Origin of the sequence: Streptomyces sp. NBC_00425 (assembly GCF_036030735.1) — a bacterium.
Taxonomy (GTDB): Bacteria; Actinomycetota; Actinomycetes; order Streptomycetales; family Streptomycetaceae; genus Streptomyces.
This window is the reverse complement of sequence record NZ_CP107928.1, coordinates 6,246,644-6,263,545: the sequence shown is the minus strand read 5'-3', so window position 1 is coordinate 6,263,545 and position 16,902 is coordinate 6,246,644. Positions and strand designations below refer to the sequence as shown.

The following is a 16,902-nucleotide window of genomic DNA, read 5'->3' as shown; positions in this document are numbered from 1 at the left end:
AGGCATGAAACTCACCGTGGTCGGCGGCGGCTCGACCTACACCCCCGAACTGATCGACGGCTTCGCCCGGTTGCGCGACACACTGCCCGTCGAGGAACTGGTCCTCGTCGACCCGTCGGCCGAACGCCTGGCACTGGTGGGCGGGTTGGCGCGGCGCATCCTCGCCCGCCAGGGCCACCCCGGCACGATCGTGACGACGAACGACCTCGACCGGGCCGTCGAGGGCGCCGACGCCGTGCTGCTCCAGCTCCGCGTCGGCGGCCAGGCGGCCCGAGAGCAGGACGAGACCTGGCCCCTGGAGTGCGGCTGCGTCGGCCAGGAGACGACCGGAGCGGGCGGCCTGGCGAAGGCGCTGCGCACCGTCCCGGTGGTCCTGGACATCGCCGAGCGGGTCCGCCGGACCAACCCGGACGCCTGGATCATCGACTTCACCAACCCGGTCGGCATCGTCACCCGCGCGCTGCTCCAGGCCGGCCACAAGGCCGTCGGCCTGTGCAACGTGGCGATCGGCCTCCAGCGCAAGTTCGCGGCGCTGCTCGACGTCGCCCCCGCGGACGTCCACCTGGACCACGTGGGCCTCAACCACCTCACCTGGGAGACCGGGGTGCGGCTGCACGGGCCCGAGGGCGAGGACGTCCTGCCCCGCCTGCTGGCCGGCCACGGCGACACGATCGCCGCCGACCTGCGGCTGCCCCGCCCGCTCCTGGACCGTCTCGGTCTGGTCCCGTCCTACTACCTGCGCTACTTCTACGCGCACGACGAGGTCGTCCGCGAACTGCGCACCAAGCCCTCGCGGGCGTCCGAAGTAGCCGAGATGGAACGCCGGCTGCTGTCGCTGTACGCCGATCCCGCGCTGGACGAGAAGCCCGAGCTGCTCGCGAAACGCGGCGGCGCCTACTACTCGGAGGCCGCGGTGGACCTGGCCGCGGCGCTGCTGACCGGGACGGGCAGCCCCTACCAGGTGGTGAACACGCGCAACGACGGCACACTGCCCTTCCTCCCCGACGACGCGGTGATCGAGGTGCAGGCAGCCGTGAGCCAGAAGGGCCCGACCCCGCTTCCGGTGCCGCCGCTCGACCCGCTCTGCGCAGGTCTGACGGCCCAGGTGACGGCCTACGAGGACCTGGCCCTGCGGGCGGCCCTGCACGGCGGCCGCGACCGCGTGTTCAAGGCGCTCCTGGCACACCCCCTGATCGGCCAGTTCGCGTACGCCGAGCAGCTGACCGACCGGCTGATCGCACACAACCGGGAGCACCTCGCGTGGGCCTGACGGCAAGCGTCCTCGCGATCGACGCGGGCAACAGCAAGACGGACGTCGCGGTGGTCGCGGCCGACGGGGAGGTCCTCGCCACGGCCCGCGGCGAAGGCTTCCGTCCTCCCGCGGTGGGCGTGACGGCGGCGATGGACGCCCTCGCCGAGACCGTCACGCGCGCGTACGGGGCGGCCGGGGTGACGGCGGCGGCGCACGTATCGGCCTGTCTGGCCAACGCGGACCTGCCCGTGGAGGAGGAGCAGCTGGCGGCGGCGCTGCACGCGCGCGCGTGGGGCGCGTCGGTCGACGTCCGCAACGACACGTTCGCCATCCTGCGGGCGGGCGTGGCCGAGCCCCGGGGCGTGGCCGTGGTCTGCGGCGCCGGCATCAACTGCGTGGGCATGCGCCCCGACGGCCGCACCGCCCGCTTCCCGGCCCTCGGCCGGGTGTCCGGCGACTGGGGCGGCGGCTGGGGCCTGGCCGAGGAGGCCCTGTGGCACGCGGCGCGGGCGGCGGACGGCAGGGGCGGACCGACGGACCTGGCGCGTGCGCTCCCGGCCCACTTCGGGCTCCCGTCCATGTACGCGCTGATCGAGGCCCTGCACCTGGAGCGCGTCGCGCCGGCCCGCCGTCACGAGCTGACCCCCGTCCTCTTCGCGACGGCCGCGGCAGGGGACCCGGTGGCGCGCACGATCGTCGACCGGCTGGCCCAGGAGGTGGTGACGATGGCCGCGGTGGCCCTGTCCCGTCTGGACCTGCTGGAGGAGGAGACGCCGGTGCTGCTGGGCGGCGGCGTCCTGACCGCGGGACACGGGCAGTTGGACGACCGGGTCCGGGAGCTCCTCGCGGCGCGGGCCCCCAAGGCGGTCGCGCACGTGGTGCGGGCACGGCCCGTGCTGGGGGCGGCGCTGCTGGGCCTGGACCGGACGGGAGCGGAGGTGGCGGCGCAGGACAGGACGCGCGCCTTCTTCGAAGGCTGAGCCTCCCCGTCCTCGACGGACCGAGCCGCCCGCGCGCGCCCCCGCGCACCGAAACCGGCGTACACCCCCATGAAGGAACCGAACACCCGCCCCAGGCGTATTCATGGACAGGGGTGGCTGCGATCTGATCAAGATCCAGCGAAGGCCGGTGCGCAGTACCGCTCCCGCCAGGGATACTGACCGGCGGGAGATGACCATGGGGGAGGTCGAACAGTGGCAGATCCGGCAACCAGCACGGCACCACCGCCGGTCAAGGCGCCGGCGCCGGCGCCGTCCGGCCCGCGCCGGACGGCGTTCGCCGAGGGCGTCGACAGGGCCCGTGCCGCGGCGACCACCGAACCGGGGCGGCTGCGTGTCATCGGCGCCGTCCTCGCCCTGCTCGTCCTCGCCTTCGGCGCGGTGACGGCGTGGCAGACCACCGACCGCGCCACCGCCGCCGACGACGTACTGAACAAGAGCCAGCCGCTGAGCTCGGACGCGGCCGACATCTACCGTTCGCTGGCCGGCGCCAACACGGCAGCCTCCGACGGCTTCCTGGCGGGCGGCCAGGAGACGGCGACGTCCCGGAACGACTACGAGAAGAACATCGACAACGCGGCCGAAAAGCTCGTCCACGCCGCCAACAGCGCCGACGCCGACTCCGCCTCCACCGAGTACATCGTGAAGCTGAACACGATGCTGCCCGAGTACAAGGGCCTGGTGGAGCGGGCGCGGACGTACAACCGTCAGGGCTTCCCGGTGGGCGGCGCCTATCTGCGCTACGCCAACCAGAAGATGCAGGACGAGATGCTCCCGGCGGCCCAGGAGCTCTACGACAGCGAGAACCGGCGACTGCAGGACGACTACGGCGACGCCACCCCCTACCCGTGGGCGGCGATCGCACTCGGCGTGGTCGCGCTGGCCGGTCTGGCCTGGGCGCAGCACCGCAACTACCGCCGTACGAACCGGGTGCTCAACCACGGACTGGTCGCCGCGACGGCCACGACGACGGTCGTGCTGCTCTGGCTGGTGGTCGGTCACAGCGTGGCCCGCGCCGGGCTCGACGACTCCTACGAACACGGCGTCCGCTCGCTGAACGTGCTGCACGACGCGCGGATCGCCTCCCTCAAGGCCCGCGGCAACGAGAACCTGACCCTGGTGGCGCGCGGCGCCGAGACGGTGAAGGTGACGGCCGACGGCAAGGAGGTGACGCTCGACAAGTACGACCACGACTTCAACACCGACATGAACGACCTCGGCAAGGGTCTCGCCCAGGCGGCGAAGCTCGCCGACGACGAGTCCGGCGAGAAGCCGGTCACGTCGGCCGAGAGCAACATGGCGGAGTGGAAGGAGCGCCACCTCGCGGCCCGCGCGCAGGACGACAACGGCAACTACGAGCAGGCACTGGCCCTCGTGATCGGCGGGAAGAACGCGACCGGCGCCTGCTTCGACAGCGTCGACGACAATCTCGCCACGGCGCTGGGGCACGAGCGGAACGAGTTCCGGAAGGCGGCGAGCGGCGGTCTGAACGCGATGACGGGGCTGCCGATCGGCGCCGCCGTACTCGCCGTGCTGGGCGCGGCGGGCGCGGTCCTCGGCATCGGCCGCAGGCTGTCGGAGTACCGGTGATGGGGGGCGTGACGATGCGTGTGCGACGTGTGCGGGCGGGCCTGCGGGGCTGGGGCGGAGTCGGCGCGATGGCAGGCCTGTGCGCCCTCGCGCTGGCCTTCGTGCTGCTGCTGCCGTGGACCGGCTCGGGACCGGCCGCCGGCGCGGGAGCCGGCCGGGGCGGCCGGGGCGTCGCCTCGGGCACCCCGGCGGCCGACGCCGCCTGCAAGGACCCGGAGAAGCAGACGCTGGCTCCGTCGAGCGCGGACGGTGAGACGATCGCCGCGATCAAGGCCCGGCAGGGTGAGAAGCGCAAGCTGATCGTCGGCGTCGACCAGAACAGCTACCGCTGGGGCTACCGCGATCCGAACAACTCCGTCGCGGAGCTCGAGGGCTTCGACATCGACCTGGTCCACCGGATCGCGCAGGACATCCTCGGCGACCCGAAAGCGGTCCAGTTCAAGGCCATCCCGACCAACCAGCGCATCCCGGCCATCCAGGAGGGCCGGGTCGACATGGTGGTCCGCACGATGACGATCTCCTGCAGCCGGCTCGGCGACGTCGCGTTCTCCGCGCCGTACTTCAAGACCGGTCAGCAGGTCCTCGCCCCCAAGTCCTCGTCCGTGGACGGCTACGACGCCACGCTGGCGAAGAAGAAGATCTGCGCGGCGGCCGGCTCGACGGCTTACACCAAGCTGGCGGACGACCGGAAGGCCGGCAAGCTCGCCGCCGGCGCCACGATCACCACCGTCCCCAACCAGCTCGACTGTCTGGTGCGGTTGCAGCTCGGCGAGGTCGACGCGGTCGTCACCGACGGTGCGCTCGCGGCCAGTCAGGCCGCGCAGGACCCGACGGTGGAGCTCAAGGGCGCCCCGTTCACGACCGAGTACTACGGGGTGGCGATGAAGAGCAGCGCGAGCGATCTGGTTCGCCGGGTCAACCAGATCCTGGTGGCGTACAGCGCGAACGGCTGGCAGGCGTCGTACGACAGGTGGCTGTCGGCCACACTGGGCGGTGACGCGGCCACGTCGAGGCCGCCCACACCGCCGCAGTACCTGCGCACGGGCTGACGGACGCCGTCGGGCGGCACACCGGAGCGAGGGCCGGCGGACGGGCCGGGCAGAACGGGCAGTCCGGGCGGGGCAGGGCAGAGCAGGCAGCGGACAGAGCAGCGAACCGACACAGCAGCGAGAGGTGATCGATGGGCGTCACGGGACCCCCCGGGCCGGTCATGGACCGGGACGAGGTCGACCGTGCGCTGGCGCGGCTCGGCGCGGAACACGAGGCGATCGAGACCTCGCTCCTCGCCCTGCAGGACCACGCGGGCCGCAGGCTCCTCGAAGGCGCCCAGCTCACCGGCGTCACCAAGGAGCGCTGGGCGTCCGCGGAGACGTCGATCACCCTGCTGTGGGCGTACTTCGACGCGTACACGGCCGCCCTGCGCGGGGCCCGCGAGATCCGCTCGCGCCGCCGCTGGTCCAGCCGCGAGGACCTCGCGGAGCTGACGGAACTGCTGCGCGGCGAGTCCGTCACCGTCGCCGGTTCGCTCGCGGGTCCGACGGCCGCGACGGCCAACGCCCCGACGCTGCACGGCACGGGCAAGCTCAGCCAGAGCTTCTCCCTGACGACGCTCGTCGACCGGATGAACGAGCTGTACGCGTCGTCGCTGGACATGGTCGTGGCCGCCGACGCGGTGTGGTCGGCGCTTCCCGCCCGGATAGATCTACTGGCCGCTGAGCTCCAGCGCACCCGCCGGCTGGCGCACTCCGTCGGCGTCCGCCCGGGCGAACACCCGGCGGGCGACGACCTGGAGCGGATCACCCACACCCTGACCGCCCTGCGCGAGCAGGTGATCTCGGACCCGCTCGCCCACTGGACGCCGGCGCAGGGCAGTTCGGCGCCGGGCGGCGGCCGTCCCGACACCACGGTGTACGACCGCGAGGCCCGCGCCCTGGACGACGTGCGCCGGGAGATCGACGCCGTCCTGACCGTCCGGCAGGACGCCGAGCAGCGACTGGTGCGGCTGCGGGACGTCCTCAGCCGCGCCGACCGCACCCTCGCCGAGGCGCGCGCCGCACGCGGCGAGGTGCTGGCGAAGATCGCCGCCACCGAGGTGCCGGTGGTCAGCGGCCCGCCGACCGTGCTGCAGGAGCAGCTCGCGACGGCCGCCGAGTACCGCCGCCACGCCCAGTGGCACCGCCTGTCCCCGCTCCTGGAGTCACTGGAGCAGAAGGCGGAGGACGAACTGCTGCGCGCCCGCGAGTCGTTGGGCGCGGTCACCCAGCCGCTGGCGGTCCGCGCGGAGCTGCGCGGCCGCCTCGACGCGTACAAGGCGAAGGTCGCCCGTCACGGGCTCGCCGAGGACCCGTTCCTCATCGAGCGCTACGACGCGGCGCGCCGCATGCTGTGGAGCGCACCCTGCGATCTGCGCGTCGCCGAACAGGCCGTCCTGCGCTTCCAGCAGGCGGCCGCCGAACTGCTCGGCGCGCCACGCGTGGCGGAGCAGGGCGGACCTCAGGACCACAGGGGGGAGCAGTAGCCATGAGTCAGGCAGGGCAGGCGTGTCAGCGGCCGGGCTGCGAGGGGTCGTACGAGGACGTGGGCGGCGGCGAGCTGTACTGCGACACCTGCGGTCTGGCCCCCGTCGTGTCGTCGGAGGCTCCCGCCTCCGGGGGCGGCCTGGTGGGCTCGCCGCCGACCGGGGTGACCGGCGGCGGCAAGGGCTCGTCGGGCAGCACCAGTAGTTCACGTTCCAGCGCGCGCAGCGCCCGTACGACGTCGCAGTCGGCGAAGTCCCGCCGCTCGGTGTCCGGGCGGCTGTCGCGTTCGCTCTCGGGCACGTCGACGGGGCGGTCGGTGTCGGTGCGCAGCTCCGGCTCGACGTCGAGCTCCTCCGGGCGGGCCCGGCTGGGCGCGGGACTGGTCATGGTGCCGCAGGTGCCGAAGCCGGACCCGCGCTCGATGGTGCTGGACAACCCCGAGGTGCCCGAGCGCAAGCGGTTCTGCTCGCGCTCCGACTGCGGGGCCCCGGTGGGCCGTTCCCGCGGCGAGCGGGAGGGGCGCACGGAGGGCTTCTGCACCAAGTGCGGCCACCCGTACTCCTTCGCACCGAAGCTGAAGGCCGGCGACGTCGTGCACGGCCAGTACGAGGTCGTGGGCTGCCTCGCACACGGCGGGCTCGGCTGGATCTACCTGGCCATCGACCGCCCGGTGGGCGACCGTTGGGTCGTCCTGAAGGGCCTTCTGGACACCGGCGACCAGGACGCGATGGCCGCGGCCATCTCCGAGCGGCGCTTCCTCGCCGAGATCGAGCACGCCAGCATCGTGCGGATCTACAGCTTCGTCGAACACCTCGACCAGCGCACCGGCTCCCTCGACGGCTACATCGTCATGGAATACATCGGCGGCAAGTCCCTCAAGGAGATCGCCAACGACCGCCGCACGGCGCAGGGCAAGCGGGATCCGCTCCCCGTCGAGCAGGCCTGCGCGTACGGCATCGAGGCGCTCGAAGCGCTCGGCCATCTGCACAGCCGCAACCTGCTGTACTGCGACTTCAAGGTCGACAACGCGATCCAGAGCCAGGACGAGCTCAAGCTGATCGACATGGGCGCGGTCAGACGCATGGACGACGACGAGTCGGCCATCTACGGCACCATCGGCTACCAGGCGCCTGAGGTCGCCGAGGTGGGCCCGTCCGTCGCCTCCGACCTGTACACGGTGGGCCGCACGCTCGCCGTCCTGACCTTCGACTTCCAGGGCTACACGACCGTCTTCGTGGACTCGCTGCCCGACCCCGACAACATCGAGGTCTTCCGGCAGTACGAGTCCTTCTACCGGTTCCTGGTCCGCGCCACCGACCCGGACCCGGACCGCAGGTTCGCCTCCGCCCAGGAGATGGCGGAGCAGCTGACCGGCGTGCTGCGCGAGGTCGTCTCGCTGCAGAGCGGTCGGGCGCGGCCCGCGCTGTCGACGCTGTTCGGCCCGGAGGTCAAGGTCACGGACACCGAGCTGTTCCCGAAACTGGACGGGGAGGTGTCGCGGCTGGGCACGCGCGTCGCCGTCACGTCCCGTGGGCTGTTCGGGGGCGCGCGGTCCACGACGCAGCCGGCCGGCGTCGCCGGTCACGCTCCCGCCCTCGCCGCCGCTCCCGCCACGACGGCAGGTTCGCCGTCCGCGCTGCCGGGGGGCGCCGCTCCCGCTCTCGCTCTCGCGGGCCCGGCGTCCCCCGTCGCGGCCGGCGCCGCACTGCCGGGCGCCGGCGGTGCTACCGCGCCCGGCGTTCCCGCCGCGCCGGTCGCCCCCGGTCTCGTCAGGGCCGTTCCCGCGCCCACCGCGGCCCTCGCGCTGCCCGCCCCCCATGTCGACCCCACCGACCCCAACGCGGGCTTCCTCGCGGGCCTGCTGGCGTCCGCGCCGGCCGAGCTGATCACGGCCCTCGCGGCCGCGCCGGCGCCGTCGGTCGAGACCCGGCTGCGGCAGATCCGCGCCTGGCTGGAGAACGGCGACCACCAGGCGGCCCTCATGTCGCTGGCGAAACTGGAGGGCGAACGGCCGGACGACTGGCGGGTGGTCTGGTACCGGGGCGTGGCCTCGCTGGTCACCGGCGACCACGAGGGCGCCGCGCTGGCCTTCGACGCGATCTACGACGCCTTCCCCGGCGAGACCACGCCGAAGCTGGCGCTCGGCCTGTGCGCCGAGGTGCTGGGGCAGCTGGACAACGCCGCCGAGTACTACCGGCTGGTGTGGTCGACCGACCCGAGCTATGTGAGCTCCGCGTTCGGTCTCGCCCGCGTCCAGCTCGCGGCCGGTGACCGCGGCGGCGCCGTACGGACGCTGGAGTCGGTGCCCGAGTCCTCCATCCACTACACCGCGGCCCGGGTGGCGGCCGTGCGCGCGAGGCTCCGGCAGCGGACCGCCGCCGCCTCCGACGTACCCTTCCTGGAGGATCTCACCGCCGCCGCGGCCCAGGTCGAGGCGCTGGACGCGTACGGTCTGGACCCGAAGCGGCGCGAGCAACTGTCCGCCGAAGTCCTCGGCTGCGCCCTGGACTGGATACTCTCCGGTGGCCAGGGCGCGGGACCGGCCGCCCGGGTGCTGCTCGGCAGCCAACTGGACGAACGGGGGCTGCGCTTCGGGCTGGAGCGCTCGTACCGCACGCTGGCCCGGCTGGCGACCGGCGGTGAGGAGAGAGTCGACCTGGTGGAACGTGCCAATCGTTACCGCCCCCGGACGTGGGTGTAGTTGATGTCGCAGATGCCCCGGCAGGCCGCCCTGCCGACGTGTCCGAGCTGCGCGGAGCCGCTCGACGCGGGTGACCGTTTCTGCGGTGCGTGCGGGTACGACCTGTCCGTCGTACCGCCGAGCCCGGACGACCACCCGACCCTGACGATGAACGGCTCGGCCCTGCCGGCTCCTGCCGAGGCCGGCGGCGCCGTCCGCGAGGTCCGGGACGACCGGCGAGCCCAGGAGGCGCCTCCCGGGGCGCCCACGGCCCCCGGCGTTTCCGGTGTTTCCGGCGGCCCGGGTGCGGCCGGCGTTTCCGGCAGCCCGGGTACGGCTGACGTTTCCGGTGTTTCCGGTGTTTCCGGTGTTGCTGCCGGATCCGGGGTGTCCGACGTCTCCGGCGTCCGGTTCGACCGGCCCGCGGAGCCGGACGAGTACGCCCTGCAGGCGCCGGACCCGCGGGTCGCCGCCGAGGCCGCCGTCGTGGCGGAGAGCGCGAAGGTGTGCGTGGCCTGCCGTGCGGGCCGGGTCGACGACGACGGGTACTGCGAGAACTGCGGCCACGCCCAGCCGCGCGAACGCGACCACATGGAACTGGAGTCGGGCCCGATCGCCGCCGTCAGCGACCGCGGTCTGCGCCACCACCGCAACGAGGACGCCTTCGGCCTCGGCTGCACCGCCCTGCCCGACGGCACGCCGGCGCTCGTGGCGATCGTCTGCGACGGCGTGTCCTCCGCGACCCGCCCGGACGACGCCTCCCTCGCCGCGTCGAAGGCGGCGAGCGAGACGCTGCTGGCCGCTCTGCCACAGGGCACGCACCCCCAACAGGCCATGCACGAGGCGATCGTCGCCGCCTCGCACGCGGTCAACGCGCTGGCCGGGGAACCCGCCACGGCCCGTGAGCACGCGCCGCACCAGAACGCCCCCGCCTGCACCCTGGTGGGCTCGGTGGTCACCGCCGGGCTGCTGGTCGTCGGGTGGGTCGGCGACAGCCGGGCCTACTGGGTCCCGGCGGACCGCAGCTCACCCCCGGCCCGCCTCACCGAGGACGACTCGTGGGCCGCGCAGATGGTCGCCGCGGGCCTGATGAACGAGGCGGAGGCCTACGCCGACGAGCGCGCCCACGCGATCACCGGCTGGCTCGGCGCCGACGCCTACGAACTCGAGCCGCACACCGCTTCCTTCAAGCCGGACCGCCCTGGTGTGGTGGTGGTGTGCACGGACGGCCTGTGGAACTACGCGGAGGCCGCGGAGGAGATGGCGGGCGTCGTCCCGCCGGACGCCTCGGCCCGGCCCCTGCACAGCGCACGCGTACTGGTCGGCCACGCCCTCGACGGCGGGGGCCACGACAACGTAACAGTGGCCGTCGTGCCGTTCCCCGCCCCCGCGCAGGGGGCAGGATCGGCCTGAGGCCGCAGAACGAACTACGGGAAACCCGGGAATCACGGGCAGCACACGAACCCCGGGATTCACGGCGATCACGGCAATCACGGGGAAGCACGCGTGCGGACCGGAGGGGACCGGTCCGTGCCCAGACATCGCCTCACCGACGTGGGGTTTCCGAGGGGGATTTGAGTAGGCATGGCCAATTTCTCGAAGTCGAACGTGCCGCAGTTCTCGGTGGACGTCTATCAGAACGAGTACCTGCCGGAAGGCGGCCGCGAGGTCAGCGCCATCGTCACGGTCACCGCCACCGGCGGCGGCACGGTGGGCAGCGCGGCAGCCGCGCCGCACCTCTACTCGCCGAGCCAGGGCCCGTCCGCCGCCGTGGCGATCATGGTGGACTGCTCCGGCTCGATGGACTACCCGCCGACCAAGATGCGCAACGCCCGCGACGCCACCGCCGCCGCCGTCGACACCCTGCGCGACGGGGTGCACTTCTCGGTGATCGGCGGCACGCACGTCGCCAAGGAGGTCTACCCCGGCGGGGGCCGGCTCGCGGTCGCCGACGCGACCACCCGCGAACAGGCCAAGCAGGCGCTGCGCCGGCTGAGCGCGGGCGGCGGCACCGCGATCGGCACCTGGCTGCGGCTGGCCGACCGGCTGCTGTCCACGGCGGACGTCGCCATCCGGCACGGCATCCTGCTGACCGACGGCCGCAACGAGCACGAGTCGCCGCAGGACCTCAAGGCGGCCCTCGACGACTGCGCCGGCCGATTCACCTGTGACGCACGCGGCGTGGGCACCGACTGGGAAGTGAAAGAAGTCACAGGGATCGCGTCCGCCCTGCTCGGCACCGCCGACATCGTCGCCGACCCGGCCGGCCTCGCCGCCGACTTCACGCAGATGATGGAGACGGCGATGGGCAAGGAGGTCGCGGACGTCGCGCTGCGGCTGTGGACCCCGGTCGGCACCGCCATCAAGTTCGTCAAGCAGGTCGCCCCGACGGTCGAGGAGCTGACCGGACGCCGTACGGAGGCAGGCCCGCGGGCGGGCGACTACCCCACCGGTTCCTGGGGCGACGAGTCCCGTGACTACCACGTGTGCGTCGAGGTCCCGGCGGCGAACGTCGGCCAGGAGATGCTCGCCGCACGGGTCTCGCTGGTGGTCCCGGAGGCCGGGGGCAGCGTCCGGAACCTGGGCGCACAGGGGCTCGTGAGGGCCGTCTGGACCGATGACATGGCCGCCTCCACGTCGATCAACCCTCAGGTCGCCCACTACACCGGCCAGGCCGAACTGGCACAGGTCATCCAACAGGGGCTCGATCTCCGCAAAGTGGGAGATATGGATGGAGCGACGGCCAAACTGGGCCGCGCGGTCCAGCTCGCGAGCGTCTCGGGGAACGCGGATACTGCGAAACTGCTTGCGAAGGTGGTGGACGTGGTCGATGCCACGACAGGTACTGTGCGACTGAAGGCCAAGGTCGCGGACGCCGACGAGATGACGCTCGAGACCCGGTCCACAAAGACTGTTCGTGTAAAGAAGTGACCTGAACCAGCTCCCGGGCCGCCGAAGGCTTCCCGGGACACCGAAGAAGAGAGGGGGACGCGCCGACATGCCGACCTGCCCGAACGGACACCAGTCGGGTTCCGACGACTGGTGCGAGGTCTGCGGTCACCGCATGGCCGGTGCCGTACCTCCGCCCCCGCCCCCGCCGCCCCCCACCGCCGGCGGCGGCTACGGCTTCCCGCCGCCCCCGCCCGGCCAGGGCGGCGGCCGGCCCGGCGGACGCCCCATGTCCTCGGTGCCCGGCCACGAACCCGAGCTCTGCCCGCAGTGCCGCACACCCCGAGAGGGCGGCGCGCCCTTCTGCGAGGAGTGCCGGTGGAACTTCCTCACCAACACGGCGACCTCGTACACCCCGGCCGCCCCGCGCACACCGTCCCCCGGCCCGGGCGGACCCGGTGGCCCCGGCGGCCCCGGCCACATGGGTCCCGGCGGACCGGGTGGTCCGGGTGGTCCGGGTGGTCCGGGTGGTCCGGGTGGTCCGGGTCAGGGCGGTCCGGGTCCCGGCGGGCGCTTCCAGCCACCGCCGCCGTCCTACGGGGGCGGTGATTCCTTCGAGTACCAGGGTTCCCGTCCGTCGCAGGTGAACCGTCCCGCGGAACCGATTCCGTCGGGCCCGCCGTTCGGCGGCGAACCGTCGGGGCGCCAGGGCGGTCCCGGCGGCGTGGGCGGCCCCGCGGGGCAGGCCGGCGGACCCTTCGGCCGCGAGCCGGGTGCTTCCGGCGGCCCCGGCGGCCCCGGTGCTCCGGGCAGACCCGGTGGCGCCTCCGGTCCGCTCGGCGGTCCCCCGGCGGGCGCCTTCGGAGGCCCCCCGACCGCTCCGGGCGGCGACCCCTTCGGCCGTGAGCCGTCCGGACCCGGCGGCCGTCCGCCCGGCCCGGCCGGCGATCCCTTCGGGCAGCCTTCGGGTCCGCCCTCGGACCCCTACCGGCGTGAGCAGGGCGGGCAGTCCGCCGATCCTTTCGGACGCGAGCCGTCCGGCCCGTCCGGCGACCCGTTCGGTCGCGAGCCGTCCGGACCCGGCGGCCGTCCGCCCGGCCCGGCCCGCCCCGGTGACGGCGGCCCCTCGGGCTTCGGCGGCGAGCCCCCGCGGCCCGGCTCTCCCGGGCCCGCGCCCACGGCAGGTCCCGGCTTCCCGGGCCAGGGCGGCCCCGGAGGTCACGGCGGCCAGGGCGGTCCCGGAGGCCCCGGAGTTCCGCAGGCCTATCAGCCGTCCGGCCCGCCGTCCCCGCCCGGCTACCCGCAGGAGACCGGCCGGCAGCAGCCCGGCGGCCGGCCCTTCGGCGGCGGTGACGACGACTGGGTGATCTCCCCGCCGTCGCACACGGGCCCCGGCCAGGCAGACCCCCGGAGCCAGGGAGCGCCCCAGGGCGGCGGTGGCTACGGCTACCCGCAGACGGGCGCCACCCAGGCCCCGCCCCCGCCCAACCCCGCGTACTCGCAGCAGCCGGCGACCTGGACCGCGACCATCGGCCCGGACCGCTCGTACTTCATGGCGATGATGCACCGCTCCGGTCCGGAGGCCGCGGGCCTGAACCTGCCCGCGTACTCGCCCGAGCAGCAGCGCACGCTCACCGGCAACCAGATCACCATCGGCCGCCGCCGCCACTCCACCGGCGAGACCCCCGACATAGACCTGTCGGTGCCGCCGGAGGACCCGGGCGTCTCGCACCAGCACGCGGTGCTGGTCCAGCAGCCCGACGGCAGCTGGGCCGTCGTCGACCAGAACTCGACGAACGGCACGACGGTCAACGGCTCGGAGGAGCCGATCCAGCCGTTCGTCCCGGTGCCGCTGCAGGACGGCGACCAAGTCCACGTCGGCGCCTGGACGACGATCACCGTCCGTCGCGGCTGACAGTCGCCGACCGGGCCGGGCGAGCACAGACCGCCCGCCCCCGGTCGGCTCGGCCGTCCTGGAATTCCTGGACACCCACGACGTCCACGACGTCCACGACGCCCTCGCCGTCACGGCCGTCTCGGGCGCGTGGAAGGTCCCGGACGTCCTTGGCGGTCATCGGCGTCCAGGCGGGTCCGTCGTCCGACCGTTCCGCCGTTCCTGAGGCCGGGCCCCCGACCCGGTCGGACTGGCGCTCCACCGGGTCGGGCCGGCGCGCCACCGGGTCGGGCCCGGCTAACCCGGCAGGGGCCATGCGTACGGGCCCTCCGGATCGTCGAGCCACGCCCACGCGTGTCCGCCGCCGACCGTGACGCCGTAGCGCTCCCGTCCCGGCATGCCCTCGCGCTCCCACAGGGAGCACGCCTCCTGCGGGTCGAGGGCATCCCGGGTGAGGGTCAGCAGGAAGCGGAACCGGTCGCTCTCCCTGGCCCGGCCGGGCACCCCCGAGAGGGTCACCGGCTCCGGGTCGGGCCGGTCCGACCCGCGCAGCGGCACGAAGTACGCCGGGGTGTGCAGGAACCGTCCCTCCGCGTGTCCGGCGTCCCGGACCGTCAGCGCGATCAGCCCGGTGGCGAGCGGCGCGAGGATCAGGGCCCCGGGGGCGCACTGGGCGAGCCAGGCTCGCGGGACGGACGCCAGCGTGCAGGTCGCGATGATCCGGTCGAAAGGGGCGCGTTCGGGGACCCCTCGCGCCCCGTCCCCGGTGACGACGGCGGGCCGGTATCCGGCGTCCGAGAGATGCCGGCGGGCGGACTCGGTGATCTCCGGATCCAGGTCGACGGTGGTGACGTTCTCCTCGCCGAGCCGGTACGACAGCAGCGCCGCGTTGTACCCCGTGCCCGCGCCGATCTCCAGGACCCGGTCGCCGTCCTCGACCCGCAGCTCGGCCAGCATCAGCGCCATCAGCGAGGGCTGGCTGCTGGACGTGAGCAGCACGCCGTCGCGCAGCCGGGTGGCCAGCGGGGTGTCCTCGTAGACGCCCCGCATCCAGCGCTCCCTGGCACGCCGGTCGGGACTCTCGCCCCAGCGCCGCTCGTAGCCTCCGGCGCCGGCGACGTAGTAGTACGGCACGAAGAGATGGCGCGGCACCGTCGCGAAGGCCTCCCGCCATCGAGGGTCGGCCGCGAACGCTCCGCTCGCCTCGATCTCCCGCACCAGCAGGGCCCGGGCGGAGGCGGCGAGGCCGGCCGCATCGGCGGGTTCGGGATCGTGGGCGCCCATGAGTCCACTGTGCGGTGCGCGGCCCCGGGAAGCGAGCATCGGGGGGGTGGTCCTAAGCCTCGAGTCCTCCGTCGCGCCGTCTGAGACCATGGGAGGCGTGACAGAGATTCGGCGCGGCACGCTTCAGGAGCAGACCTTCTACGAGCAGGTCGGCGGGGAGGAGACCTTCCGTCGGCTGGTCCACCGTTTCTACCAGGGGGTCGCCGAGGACCCACTGCTGCGCCCCATGTACCCGGAGGAGGACCTGGGTCCGGCCGAGGAGCGCTTCGCGCTGTTCCTCATGCAGTACTGGGGCGGCCCGACGACGTACAGCGAGCAGCGGGGTCACCCGCGGCTGCGCATGCGGCACGCCCCCTTCGCCGTGGACCGGGCGGCGCACGACGCCTGGCTGAAGCACATGCGGGACGCGGTGGACGAGCTCGGCCTGTCGGAGGAGCACGAGTACACGCTGTGGAAGTACCTGACGTACGCGGCGGCGTCGATGGTGAACACCGCGGAGTAGACGTCGGCGTTCCGCACGGCACGACTGCGGCACCGCGCACGACGGCGTGAGAACCCATGCCGCAGGCAGCGCACGACGGCGGCTGAAGACGACGACGTCAGAACACGACGCCGTCAGCGCACAGCCACGTCGGAGGGCGGCGTCGGAAGAAGGCGGCGTCGGAAGAAGGCGGCAGCAGAACCCGCGGCCTCGGACGGGGTCAGCGCACGGTGACGTCCAGCATTCCCAGCTGTCCCGCGCGCCGTACGGCGACCGACCCGTACGGGGTGCGCAGCCGCAGCCATGCGCCGAGCGAGAGCAGCGCCAGGTCCCCCGGGCCGGCCGTGGGCCGGAGGAAGCCGAGCGACTGGGCCGCGTGCACGGCCCGCACGGGAAGCCCGGTGTCCCCGATCGTCCGGGACCAGATCTCCCGTCCGATCCGGTCGACTTCCGCCCGGGTGCGCAGTTCGGCCGCCAGCCCCTCGGTGCGGGACCGGAACTCGGCGACGGCCGCGCCGACCGCCGCACGCAGCGCGTCCGGCGCGGGCAGGCCCGTCTCGGGCCGCCACCCGCCGCGCGGCGGCAGCACGCCGGCCCACGGAGGGCCGGTGACCGCGGTGGGGACGCCGGCCGTGGCGGCGCTCTCGGCCACGGACTCCAGCAGCTCGCCCGCCGACACCGTCACGTCCAGCGTGACGTCCAGGCCGTCCTCGTACGGCTTGGCGAGCCGGACCGCGCGGATCGCGAGGACCTCGAAGGACGGTGGCCGTCCGAAGACGGCGAGCGCGGTGCGGGCCGCCTGCAGCCGCACCGCGGCTGCGCGGTCGTAGTGGAGCAGCCGGGAGAGGAAGGCCGCGAGGTCCGCGGCCTCCCCCTCGTCGGCGAGGTGGAGCACCGTCATGCTGCGACGGCCTTCTCGGCGTCGTCGTCCTGGTACTCCTCGAGGAAGAGGCGCTCCTCGGCGGTGATCCGGCGCGGCCGTTGCGTCGCGAAGTCGAACGGCACGATGACGGTGGAGGCCCGCACGTAGACCACGTCGTCGTCCTTCACCTCGTAGGAGATGGTGAAGGACGCCGCCCTTATGTTCGTGACCCACAGCTCGATGTCCACGGGCGTGTGCCGGTGGACGAGCTGCCGCTTGTAGTCGATCTCGTGGCGCGCCACCACGGACCCCTGCTGGAAGTCCTTCTCCGGACGGAACAGGAAGTCGATACGGGCTTCCTCCAGGTAGCGGAGGAAGACCACGTTGTTGACGTGGCCGTACGCGTCCATGTCCGCCCAGCGCAGCGGGCAGCGGTAGAGGTGCCGCAAGATC

General features: G+C 73.6%; 13 protein-coding genes. 10 read left to right on the top strand and 3 right to left on the bottom strand.

What is annotated here, in order from left to right:
- Positions 1–4: 4 nt before the first annotated feature.
- The 9 genes from OHS82_RS27375 to OHS82_RS27335 all read left to right on the top strand — a co-directional run bounded on the left by OHS82_RS27375 (position 5) and on the right by OHS82_RS27335 (position 13,843).
- A complete protein-coding gene (locus tag OHS82_RS27375) occupies positions 5–1,270 on the top strand; it encodes a 6-phospho-beta-glucosidase (RefSeq protein ID WP_328434723.1) in 1,266 nt (421 codons plus the stop codon).
- The gene (locus OHS82_RS27370) at positions 1,261–2,232 is read left to right on the top strand and encodes an N-acetylglucosamine kinase (protein ID WP_057574622.1); all 972 of its coding nucleotides are present in this window, start codon (positions 1,261–1,263) and stop codon (positions 2,230–2,232) included. The genes OHS82_RS27375 and OHS82_RS27370 overlap by 10 nt, the downstream gene beginning before the upstream one ends.
- Positions 2,233–2,445: 213 nt before the next feature.
- Positions 2,446–3,840 carry a hypothetical protein gene (locus tag OHS82_RS27365; protein WP_328434722.1) on the top strand — a complete coding sequence of 465 codons (1,395 nt, stop codon included), beginning with the start codon at positions 2,446–2,448 and terminating at the stop codon, positions 3,838–3,840.
- Positions 3,841–3,854: 14 nt separating this feature from the next.
- Positions 3,855–4,889: a glutamate ABC transporter substrate-binding protein gene (locus tag OHS82_RS27360; protein ID WP_328434721.1), complete on the top strand. Its 1,035-nt coding sequence runs from the start codon at positions 3,855–3,857 to the stop codon at positions 4,887–4,889.
- 131 nt (positions 4,890–5,020) lie between these two features.
- The gene (locus tag OHS82_RS27355) at positions 5,021–6,358 is read left to right on the top strand and encodes a hypothetical protein (RefSeq protein ID WP_057574620.1); all 1,338 of its coding nucleotides are present in this window, start codon (positions 5,021–5,023) and stop codon (positions 6,356–6,358) included.
- Between the two features lie 2 nt (positions 6,359–6,360).
- Complete coding sequence (locus OHS82_RS27350) at positions 6,361–9,060, top strand: serine/threonine-protein kinase (RefSeq protein WP_079040899.1); 2,700 nt, start codon at positions 6,361–6,363, stop codon at positions 9,058–9,060.
- Between the two features lie 3 nt (positions 9,061–9,063).
- Positions 9,064–10,452: a PP2C family serine/threonine-protein phosphatase gene (locus OHS82_RS27345; protein ID WP_328434720.1), complete on the top strand. Its 1,389-nt coding sequence runs from the start codon at positions 9,064–9,066 to the stop codon at positions 10,450–10,452.
- A gap of 171 nt (positions 10,453–10,623) precedes the next feature.
- Entirely contained in the window at positions 10,624–11,970 is a 1,347-nt protein-coding gene (locus tag OHS82_RS27340; RefSeq protein ID WP_057574618.1) for a vWA domain-containing protein, read from the top strand.
- Positions 11,971–12,037: 67 nt separating this feature from the next.
- Entirely contained in the window at positions 12,038–13,843 is a 1,806-nt protein-coding gene (locus tag OHS82_RS27335; RefSeq protein ID WP_057574617.1) for an FHA domain-containing protein, read from the top strand.
- Positions 13,844–14,119: 276 nt separating this feature from the next.
- Here the strand turns inward: OHS82_RS27335 and OHS82_RS27330 are convergent, their stop codons facing one another.
- Positions 14,120–15,106, bottom strand: a complete 987-nt coding sequence (locus tag OHS82_RS27330; protein WP_328434719.1) for a methyltransferase domain-containing protein — start codon at positions 15,104–15,106, stop codon at positions 14,120–14,122.
- A gap of 88 nt (positions 15,107–15,194) precedes the next feature.
- On the opposite strand from OHS82_RS27330, the gene OHS82_RS27325 reads away from it, so the two are divergent.
- Positions 15,195–15,608 (top strand): globin, encoded by a 414-nt coding sequence (locus OHS82_RS27325; protein WP_057574616.1) that lies wholly within the window; start codon positions 15,195–15,197, stop codon positions 15,606–15,608.
- A 199-nt stretch (positions 15,609–15,807) separates the two neighbouring features.
- Here OHS82_RS27325 and OHS82_RS27320 read toward each other — a convergent pair whose 3' ends face one another.
- On the bottom strand, positions 15,808–16,488 hold the full coding sequence (locus tag OHS82_RS27320) for a hypothetical protein (RefSeq protein WP_328434718.1): 681 nt from the start codon (positions 16,486–16,488) through the stop codon (positions 15,808–15,810).
- Positions 16,485–16,898 (bottom strand): acyl-CoA thioesterase, encoded by a 414-nt coding sequence (locus tag OHS82_RS27315; RefSeq protein ID WP_057574614.1) that lies wholly within the window; start codon positions 16,896–16,898, stop codon positions 16,485–16,487. Before OHS82_RS27315 ends, OHS82_RS27320 begins: the two co-directional genes overlap by 4 nt.
- Positions 16,899–16,902: the final 4 nt, after the last annotated feature.